Here is an 8,835-nt window from a genome sequence, read left to right as displayed (position 1 = left end):
TTACTAAACCCCGGTTGTGCGGCCGGGGGCGCGCGACCCCCTCCCGCGCGCGAGCAAGCTCGCTCCTACAGGGTTGTGATCATTGTTTTTCGAGGTTATCCAGGATGCGCTGGTGCACTCGCATGCAGATGCGCTGCTCTTCTTCGTCAACGCCTACAAACAGCTCCTGACGCAACGCAGTGGCAATGGCTTCGATCTGTGCGATCAATGGCCGGGCGGTATCACTCAATACGATCTTTTTGGCTCGCCGGTCTTCCGCGACTGCGTGACGCTGCACCAGCCCTTGGGCTTCAAGGCTATCAAGCAAGCGGGCCAGGGTCGGACCTTCAACTCCGACGCTCTGGGCCAGTTCGCGCTGGGTTGGCACGCCTTCAAAACGCGCCAAGTGCAGCAGTACCAGCCAGCGCGCTTGCGATAAACCAAGGCCTGCAAGTCGACGATCCAGCTCGGCACGCCAGCCACGGGACATTTGGGCCAACTGCATGCCGAAACGGTGTTGATCGGTTAAAGGCATAAAAAACTCAATGGTTAGACTGAAAAATAGTGAAATTGATTGTTAGCCAGCTAAGCATGACGTTTGCTCATAGGCAAGGCCTGTATGTCAATCAATTCGTTTCATATCAATAACCAGCGCTACATTTCGAACTCGGCTTGCAGTGCTGCCCGCACGCAATACAGTACGCCTTCAGGTACCCGGCCTTTAAATTGTTCGGCAATACTGGCCACGCTCGGCAGCTCGCCCTCTCCATCCAGGAACGCGTCCTGCACTTCGCCCATCAAGTCCTCGGGCAAGTCCAGAGCTTGCTCCAGGGACAACTCCTGACGACCGATCGCTTCAGCCAGCATGGTGTACACGTTCTTTTCAGAACACTGCAACTGCCCGGAAATCTGCAACGGGGTCATACCGGCACGGGCCAGGCTGATCAGCTCGTGGCGGATATCGGCCACCACTTTCGGGGTTTCGGCCTGCCCGCCCAGGACCTCGAGGAAAGCCTCGCCGTAGCGCTCCAGCTTGCGCGCACCCACGCCACTGACCGTTGCCATCTCGGACAACGAGGTGGGCTGGCTGCGCAACATTTCCAGCAGGGTCGAGTCGGGGAAGATGACGTAAGGCGGCACACCGTGCTCTTCGGCCAGTTTGCGGCGCAAGGCACGCAGGGCTTCCCACTGCTCGCGCTCTTCGCCACGGACCAATTGGCTGGCCGGGCTGGCAGAGCTGCTTTTGACCGTGGTTTGCGGCTTGAGCTCGCGCCGCAGTTCCAGCGTCACTTCGCCACGCAGCAACGGCCGGCAACTGTCGCTTAAGCGCAAGCCGCCGTAGCCTTCGATATCAATATCGGCCAGACCACGCGCCACCAATTGACGGAACAAAGTGCGCCATTCACCTTCGGCCCGGGCTTTGCCCACACCGAATACAGATAAATGCTGATGCCCCATGCTGCGGGTTTTTTCGTTTTCCCGGCCCAGCAACACGTCGATCAAGTGACCGGTGCCATAGCGCTGGCCTGTGCGATAAATCGCCGACAACGCCTGGCGCGCTGGCTCGGTGGCATCCCAGGTTTGCACGCCATCCACACAGTTGTCGCAATGCCCACAGGGCTGCGGCATGTCTTCGTCAAAATACGCGAGCAACGTCTGACGACGGCAGCGGGTCTCTTCACACAAAGACAGCATGGCATCCAGCTTGTGGTGCTCCAGGCGCTTGTGCCGCTCGTCTCCCTCGGAGTTTTGCAGCATTTGCTTGAGCATCACCACGTCTTGCAGGCCGTAGGCCATCCACGCATCGGCGGGCAAGCCATCACGCCCTGCCCGGCCGGTTTCCTGGTAATAAGCCTCAAGGGACTTGGGCAAATCCAGATGCGCGACAAACCGCACGTTAGATTTATCAATGCCCATGCCGAATGCGATGGTCGCCACCATGATCAGCCCTTCCTCATTGAGGAAGCGCTTCTGGTTGGCCGCACGCGTTTCACTCGGCAGGCCGGCGTGATACGGCAATGCCGGGAAGCCCTGAGCACACAGGAACTGCGCCACTTCATCGACTTTTTTGCGCGACAGGCAATAGACGATGCCCGCGTCGCTGCGACGCTCGGAAAGGAAGGCCAGCAACTGCTTGCGCGGCTGTTCCTTGGGCACGATGCGGTAAAAAATGTTGGGCCGGTCGAAGCTCGACAAAAAGCGCTCGGCGTTCTGCAAGTGCAGGCGGGTAACGATTTCTTCGCGGGTACGCTTGTCTGCCGTGGCCGTCAGGGCAATCCGCGGCACATTGGGGAATACTTCGGCCAACTGGCCCAGTTGCAGGTATTCGGGGCGGAAGTCGTGGCCCCACTGGGACACGCAATGCGCTTCGTCGATAGCGAACAGTGCGATATCCAGGCTCTGCAAAAAAGCCATCATGCGTGGCTGTACCAGGCGCTCAGGTGCCAGGTACAGCATTTTGATTTCGCCGCGCTTGATCCGGTTCGCCAGGTCGCGCTGTTGCTCGGCACTGAGCGTTGAGTTCAAGGCCGCAGCCGCCACCCCAAGCTCTTCAAGGGTTGCCACCTGATCGTCCATCAACGCGATCAAGGGCGAGACCACCACGGCCAGGCCATCGCGCAGCAGTGCAGGCACCTGGAAGCACAAGGACTTGCCGCCGCCGGTAGGCATCAGGACCAAAGCGTCGCCACCACTGGCCACGCGCTCAATAATCTCACCCTGACGACCACGGAAACTGTCGTAGCCGAAGATGTCTTTGAGTACGCGTTGAGCCTGTTCGAGCATAAAAACTCCAGAAATCGCCGAAACACCCCTGCACAAGCGGTATCCGGCGCGGCCTCAAGCTCGTTCGAAAGCTCGGGCGCAGGGCGCTGGACCCGCTGCATTCACTGCAGGGCATCACAAAACGCGGCAGTATACCCGAGCACTCTGCCCCGCAGGGCGCTGTGATTGCACGACCGATCACCGGGAAGTGAGGCCAAATGTGCCCTGCGACTGGCTTGGGCGCTCAAGAAAGCCTAGAATTCGTTATTGTTTATTTTCTAGGTAGTCCTTCAATGTCCTTCGCTGAGCAACTAACCCGCCTGCAAGTCTTCCTCGACGCCGACGAGCTGCATGACGAGGCGCTGGACTACGTGGCCACCCACGGTTTTCTGACAGCCCTTTCCATCTGCTCTGAAGCAGTACCTGAGCGTGAATGGATTGATGCCATCTTCTCGGAAGAAGCGCCTCACTACAAAGACGACGCCCAGCGTGCAGAGATCGAAGCCACCCTGATTCAACTCAAGGCCCACATCGCTCGCCAACTGGCTTCCGACGAAGAATTCGAACTGCCTTGCGATCTGGATCTGGGCGATGACCCGGATGATTCCGATCTGCGTGGCTGGTGTATCGGCTTCATGGAAGGCGTATTTACCCGCGAATCTGCCTGGTTCGAAACCGCCGAAGAAGAAGTCAGTGAAATGCTGCTGCCGATCATGGTCGGTTCCGGCCTGTTTGATGATCAGCCAGAATTTGCAGACATCGCCCAGGACGCCAACCTGATGGACGACATGATCGTTCAGATTCCGGAAGCACTGACCGCTCTGTACCTGTTGTGCAACGCGCCAGACGAAAAGCCGGCGATCCTCAAGCCTCGCCACCACTGATAAAGTGATTCAGCCCCCTGCCGGCAACCGTTCGCGGTTGCTGCGCTACGCACTGTTTGCCATCGGCTGGCTGAGCGTAGCGCTGGGGGTTATTGGTATCTTCCTGCCGGTGTTACCCACCACCCCCTTCCTGTTATTGGCTGCCGCATGCTTTGCGCGAAGCTCACCGCGTTTTTATCAATGGCTGGTCGAGCACCCGAGGCTCGGGCCATGGATCCGCGACTATCTTGATGGCAACGGCATTCCGCTCAAGGGCAAGGTCTACGCCATTGGCCTGATGTGGCTGAGTATTGGCCTGTCCTGCTACCTGGTGCCGCTGCCTTGGGCCCGGGGCTTCATGTTGACCAGCGCCGTGCTGGTGAGCATTTACATCCTGCGCCAGAAAACTCTCGAAAAACCCTGAGACGCATCCAACACCTGTAGGAGCGAGCTTGCTCGCGAGCTATTGCCGTTTTGACAGAACAGCTCGCGCCTACGGTTTTTTATACGGTTTTATCGCCGTGGTTGCGCTGGTAGGTATCCGCGCCCATCGCCTCGATCTGGCCTTCAATCAGCGCTTCGAACGGGCGCAGTAAAGGCGCAAAAGAGGTCGGCGCCTCCAGGATCTCCAGCGCTTGCACGATCGCTTCCAGGGTCGACAACGCTCCCGGGCCGGGCGCCTTGCGCAACCGGTAGCGCGACACAGCGCCTTCGGGCAGCGTGGCCCTGGGCAACTGCGCCAGCAGCGGGTTCAGATGCAGCAGCTTGCGCGCCTTGCGCCACGTACCGTCCGGAACCACCAGCAGCCATGGCAGGCTTTCGTCAGACGGTTCGGCAGTGTCGATCAGTTGTGCGTCTTCTCCCGGGAACAACAACCGCGCCTGATACCCCGGAGGATTGAGCAAAGTGGCCAAATCCTCAAAGACCTCCCCCACCCGCAGCTCAGCGTTAAGCAGACCAAGATCCGCCAAGCGCGCAGTATTGAGCGCATGGCCGACTTCGCTCGGATGCTGTAACAGCAACACCCGGGTGCGACTGTCCAGCTGCGGGATCAAGGCGCACAGGCAATGGGTTTGCGGGCGCAGGCAGCGAGAGCATTGGGCTCGGGACATAACAGTTGAATCTCGTTCAAGGTTGATTAAGCTGGGCTTTGAGCAGGTCGCGGAATGTTTGAATCAACGGCTCGCGACTGCGACCACGGCGCACGATCATCGAGAACGGCGCCTGATAACCAAAGGTCGCCGGCAACAGCACGCGCAAATCCCCCTTCTCCACCCAAGGCTCGGCGTAGTGCTCCGGCAGATAGCCAATGTAGGCGCCCGATAACACCAGAATCAGCTGCGCCTCCATGCTGTCGACTGTCGCTGCACTGTGCTTGAAGCCGTGGCGTGCCAGCTCGGCCTGGCTCCAGTAACCGCGTCCGACCATGCGCTGCTGAGTGATCACCGGCTCCGGAATACGTCGCTCAGTAAACAAGGGATGCCGCGTGCTGCAATACAGCCAGTGCTGCTCGCGATACAGCGGCTGATAGACCAGACCGCTCATGCGCGTAGAGAACGCCCCGATGGCCAGATCCAGACGATTGTCCTGCACGCCGAGCTGTAATTCATACGGGCTCATCACGGACAGGTGCAAATGCACCGCCGGGTGTTCCTGGCTGTAGTCACCAATGGCCTGGGCAAACGGCAGCGCTTTATCGCTGACTGTGGAATCGATCACGCCCAGATTCAGGGTGCCGCGCAACTCGCCCTTGAGCGCTGCGGCATATTGCTCAAACCCCTCCAGTTCACCCAGCAGGCGCAATGTTTCCTGATGAAACAACTCGCCCTTGCTGGTGAGGCTGAACCCGCCCCGGCCGCGATGGCACAGCACCAGCCCCAGATTGGATTCGAGCTGGCTCATGTAAGTACTGATGGCCGAGGTCGACAGGTTGAGTGCCTGCTGGGCATTGGCAAACCCCTGGTGCCTGACCACGCTGGTAAAAATTCGCAATAGTTTTAGATCAGGTAAAGCGCTGGCCATAAAGACTCACATGATTAGGCGGAACAAAAAACACATTCAACCTGAGGAAGCTGGCGTGCCAGCGCCTCAACCCGGGCTCTCGTGTACACCAGATTGCAAACCAGGTCCCACATCGGCCCTGCAGGATTCACGCGGCAAATTCTACCCCGAGCCCCAGCATTAGTTTAGAAAAACATGAACTAAGTATTTGCCCCTAGCGATTCTTTCAGCCCCCCTCCTTTCGCAGAATCGGCCGCCATACCCATAACAAACAACGAGGCCTCTGCCGTGGACAAAATTCTTCATCAACCACTGGGCGGCAACGAAATGCCGCGCTTTGGCGGCATAGCCACCATGTTGCGCCTGCCCCACCTGGAGTCGGCCAAAGGGCTGGACGTCGCATTTATCGGCGTACCACTGGATATCGGCACCTCGCTGCGCCCCGGCACCCGTTTCGGACCTCGCGAAATCCGCGCTGAATCGGTCATGATCCGCCCCTACAACATGGCTACCGGCGCCGCACCGTTCGACTCGCTATCGGTGGCTGATATCGGTGATGTGGCAATCAACACCTTCAATTTGCTGGATTCGGTGCGCATCATCGAAGAAGCATACGACGACATTCTTGAGCACGATGTCATCCCCCTGACCATGGGCGGCGATCACACCATCACCCTGCCTATCCTGCGGGCCATTCATAAAAAGCACGGCAAGGTAGGCCTGGTCCACATCGATGCCCACGCCGATGTGAACGACCACATGTTCGGCGAGAAAATCGCCCACGGCACCACCTTCCGCCGCGCCGTTGAAGAAGGTCTGCTGGACTGTGACCGCGTGGTACAGATCGGCCTGCGGGCACAGGGTTACACCGCAGAAGACTTTAACTGGTGCCGCACCCAGGGCTTTCGCGTAGTACAGGCCGAAGAATGCTGGCACAAGTCGCTGGCCCCCCTGATGGCCGAAGTCCGGGAAAAAGTCGGCAACGGTCCGGTGTACCTCAGCTTTGACATCGACGGTATCGACCCTGCCTGGGCACCCGGCACCGGCACCCCGGAAATCGGCGGTCTGACCACTATTCAGGCAATTGAGATCATTCGCGGCTGCCAGGGCCTCGACCTGGTTGGCGGTGATCTGGTAGAAGTCTCGCCGCCTTACGACACCACCGGCAATACCTCGCTCCTGGGCGCCAACCTGCTCTACGAAATGCTCTGCGTACTTCCCGGCGTTGTGCACCGCTGAGACTTGACCATGAGCGAACGTGATGAGGTTTTGCGTGCCGCGGCAAATCTGGTGTCGGCATTCGCGCGTAATGATCGTGAAGCCTATTTCGGCGCGTTCAGCGCCGACGCCAGCTTTGTGTTTTACACCTTGCCCCGCCCCCTGCTGACTCGCGACGCCTATCAGGCCTTGTGGGACAGCTGGCGCCGGGAGGAAGGATTCGAGGTGCTCTCATGCATCTCGAGCAACGCCTTTGTCAGCCTGCAAGGTGACGTGGCGGTGTTTGTGCATGACGTGACCACCGAGCTGCGCATGCAAGGGGAGCAATTTTTTAGCCAGGAACGCGAGACCATCGTCTTCAAGAGACAGGGATCTCGCACACAAGAACAACAAGGCCTGTGGCTGGCCTGTCATGAACATTTATCCGATATGCCGGAAGGGCTGCCGCCCCCTTAGCCAATGTGACCGGAACTGATCATGAATAATAAAAACAAGCAGAATAATGTGCGTCAAATAGAAACCCACGGCGTCGAACAGATTCCGGACAATGAACGCAGCGCCAGGCCCGGCGATTTGTTTCGCTTGATCTTCGGCGGCGCCAACACCTTTGCCACCGCCGTGCTTGGCAGTTTCCCCGTGCTGTTTGGTTTGTCGTTTCAGGCAGGCGCCTGGGCAATTGTGCTCGGCGTATTGCTGGGTTCGCTGATTCTGGCGCCCATGGGCTTGTTCGGCCCACTCAACGGCACCAGCAACGCTGTGTCTTCCGGTGCGCATTTCGGTGTGCACGGCCGGATTGTCGGCTCGTTCCTGTCCCTGCTGACGGCCATCGCCTTCTTCTCATTGTCAGTGTGGAGCTCCGGGGATGCGTTGATCGGCGGGGCCAAACGCATGATCGGTATTCCGGAAACCGACCTTAGCCTGGGCCTGGCCTACGGTGTGTTCGCGGTGCTGGTGCTGACGGTATGCATCTACGGCTTTCGCTTCATGTTGTGGGTCAACCGCATTGCAGTGTGGGCCGCCAGTCTGTTGTTCCTGCTGGGCGTCTTCGCTTTTGCCCCGGCATTCGACAGCCAGTTCGCCGGCAGTATCGCGCTCGGCCAGAGCGGTTTTTGGGCAGCCTTTATCGGCGCCGCGCTGGTGGCCATGAGCAACCCGATTTCCTTCGGTGCATTCCTCGGAGACTGGTCACGCTACATCCCTCGCACCACACCCAAGCGTCGCATCATGCTGGCGGTGATTGCCGCGCAGATTGCTACCCTGATCCCGTTTCTGTTTGGCCTGGCCACGGCAACCATTGTGGCGAGCAAAGCGCCGGACTATATCGCCGCCAATAACTATGTCGGCGGCCTGCTGGCCGTGTCTCCAAGCTGGTTTTTCCTGCCGGTGTGCCTGATCGCGCTGATCGGTGGCATGTCGACCGGAACTACTTCGCTGTATGGCACCGGCCTGGACCTGTCCAGCGTGTTCCCACGAGTGCTGACACGGGTAAAAGCGACATTGCTGATCGGCGTGATGTCGATTGCCTTCATCTTTATCGGACGCTTCGCTGCCAACCTGGTGCAGAGCGTATCGACCTTTGCCGTGCTGATCATCACCTGCACCACCCCGTGGATGGTGATCATGATCATTGGCCTGATCAAACGTCGCGGCTTCTATTGCCCGGATGACTTGCAAGTGTTCACCCGCTCGGAAAGCGGGGGCCGCTACTGGTTCACCCATGGCTGGAACTGGCGCGGCCTGGGCGCCTGGATTCCCAGTGCGCTGGTGGGCTTGTGCTTCGTCAACCTGCCGGGCCAGTTCGTCGGACCGCTGGGCAATCTGGCCGAAGGCATTGATATCAGCCTGCCGGTAACCCTGGGCCTTGCGTCGATGGTGTACCTGGCCCTGCTCAGCCTCTTCCCCGAACCGTCTTGCGTGTTCGGCCCCCTCGATCCACGCAGCACCCCAAAGACAGCAGCCGTAAAAGCGGCGATGCCACAAATCGCCTGACAGCCTCATAAAAAAAATAATT

At 59.0% G+C, this 8,835-nt stretch carries 9 protein-coding genes; 5 read left to right on the top strand and 4 right to left on the bottom strand.

Translation table 11 applies throughout. The features are described from left to right. Positions 1 to 79: 79 nt before the first annotated feature. Both ACP7BO_RS23165 and recQ read right to left on the bottom strand, forming a co-directional pair. The gene (locus ACP7BO_RS23165) at positions 80 to 514 is read right to left on the bottom strand and encodes a MarR family transcriptional regulator (RefSeq protein ID WP_060693957.1); all 435 of its coding nucleotides are present in this window, start codon (positions 512 to 514) and stop codon (positions 80 to 82) included. A 119-nt stretch (positions 515 to 633) separates the two neighbouring features. Further along, positions 634 to 2,763 carry a DNA helicase RecQ gene (recQ, locus tag ACP7BO_RS23160; RefSeq protein ID WP_426212884.1) on the bottom strand — a complete coding sequence of 710 codons (2,130 nt, stop codon included), beginning with the start codon at positions 2,761 to 2,763 and terminating at the stop codon, positions 634 to 636. Positions 2,764 to 3,035: 272 nt separating this feature from the next. On the opposite strand from recQ, the gene ACP7BO_RS23155 reads away from it, so the two are divergent. Together ACP7BO_RS23155 and ACP7BO_RS23150 are read left to right on the top strand one after the other, a co-directional pair. Continuing rightward, entirely contained in the window at positions 3,036 to 3,626 is a 591-nt protein-coding gene (locus tag ACP7BO_RS23155) for a YecA family protein (protein WP_060693961.1), read from the top strand. 4 nt (positions 3,627 to 3,630) lie between these two features. Continuing rightward, positions 3,631 to 4,029, top strand: coding sequence for a YbaN family protein (locus ACP7BO_RS23150; protein WP_397454353.1), 399 nt, complete (start codon positions 3,631 to 3,633; stop codon positions 4,027 to 4,029). 79 nt (positions 4,030 to 4,108) lie between these two features. On the opposite strand, the gene ACP7BO_RS23145 is transcribed toward ACP7BO_RS23150, so the two are convergent. Both ACP7BO_RS23145 and ACP7BO_RS23140 read right to left on the bottom strand, forming a co-directional pair. Further along, positions 4,109 to 4,717, bottom strand: a complete 609-nt coding sequence (locus ACP7BO_RS23145; RefSeq protein WP_426212883.1) for a tRNA-uridine aminocarboxypropyltransferase — start codon at positions 4,715 to 4,717, stop codon at positions 4,109 to 4,111. 16 nt (positions 4,718 to 4,733) lie between these two features. Next, a complete protein-coding gene (locus tag ACP7BO_RS23140) occupies positions 4,734 to 5,627 on the bottom strand; it encodes a LysR family transcriptional regulator (protein WP_060693964.1) in 894 nt (297 codons plus the stop codon). 267 nt (positions 5,628 to 5,894) lie between these two features. Between ACP7BO_RS23140 and speB the strand changes: the two genes are divergently transcribed. Genes speB through ACP7BO_RS23125 form a run of 3 tightly spaced genes read left to right on the top strand, consistent with a single transcriptional unit; the run spans position 5,895 to position 8,813 of the window. Beyond that, positions 5,895 to 6,845 carry an agmatinase gene (speB, locus tag ACP7BO_RS23135; RefSeq protein ID WP_060693966.1) on the top strand — a complete coding sequence of 317 codons (951 nt, stop codon included), beginning with the start codon at positions 5,895 to 5,897 and terminating at the stop codon, positions 6,843 to 6,845. A gap of 9 nt (positions 6,846 to 6,854) precedes the next feature. Continuing rightward, a complete protein-coding gene (locus ACP7BO_RS23130) occupies positions 6,855 to 7,280 on the top strand; it encodes a YybH family protein (RefSeq protein ID WP_426212882.1) in 426 nt (141 codons plus the stop codon). Between the two features lie 21 nt (positions 7,281 to 7,301). Beyond that, on the top strand, positions 7,302 to 8,813 hold the full coding sequence (locus ACP7BO_RS23125; RefSeq protein WP_426212881.1) for a purine-cytosine permease family protein: 1,512 nt from the start codon (positions 7,302 to 7,304) through the stop codon (positions 8,811 to 8,813). The last annotated feature ends 22 nt before the right edge of the window (positions 8,814 to 8,835 follow it).

The organism is Pseudomonas sp. TWR2-1-1 (assembly GCF_049897045.1).
Classification (GTDB): domain Bacteria; phylum Pseudomonadota; class Gammaproteobacteria; order Pseudomonadales; family Pseudomonadaceae; genus Aquipseudomonas; species Aquipseudomonas versuta.
The sequence above is the reverse complement of the archived record's forward strand: the minus strand, read 5'-3'. Positions and strand labels throughout refer to the sequence as shown.

Excerpts from the sequence above, each read along its gene's own strand:
- ACP7BO_RS23130 (WP_426212882.1), top strand. The coding sequence starts at position 6,855 with ATGAGCGAACGTGATGAGGTTTTGCGTGCCGCGGCAAATCTGGTGTCG.
- ACP7BO_RS23165 (WP_060693957.1), bottom strand. The coding sequence starts at position 514 with ATGCCTTTAACCGATCAACACCGTTTCGGCATGCAGTTGGCCCAAATG.
- ACP7BO_RS23125 (WP_426212881.1), top strand. The coding sequence starts at position 7,302 with ATGAATAATAAAAACAAGCAGAATAATGTGCGTCAAATAGAAACCCAC.
- ACP7BO_RS23140 (WP_060693964.1), bottom strand. The coding sequence starts at position 5,627 with ATGGCCAGCGCTTTACCTGATCTAAAACTATTGCGAATTTTTACCAGC.
- ACP7BO_RS23155 (WP_060693961.1), top strand. The coding sequence starts at position 3,036 with ATGTCCTTCGCTGAGCAACTAACCCGCCTGCAAGTCTTCCTCGACGCC.
- recQ (WP_426212884.1), bottom strand. The coding sequence starts at position 2,763 with ATGCTCGAACAGGCTCAACGCGTACTCAAAGACATCTTCGGCTACGAC.
- ACP7BO_RS23145 (WP_426212883.1), bottom strand. The coding sequence starts at position 4,717 with ATGTCCCGAGCCCAATGCTCTCGCTGCCTGCGCCCGCAAACCCATTGC.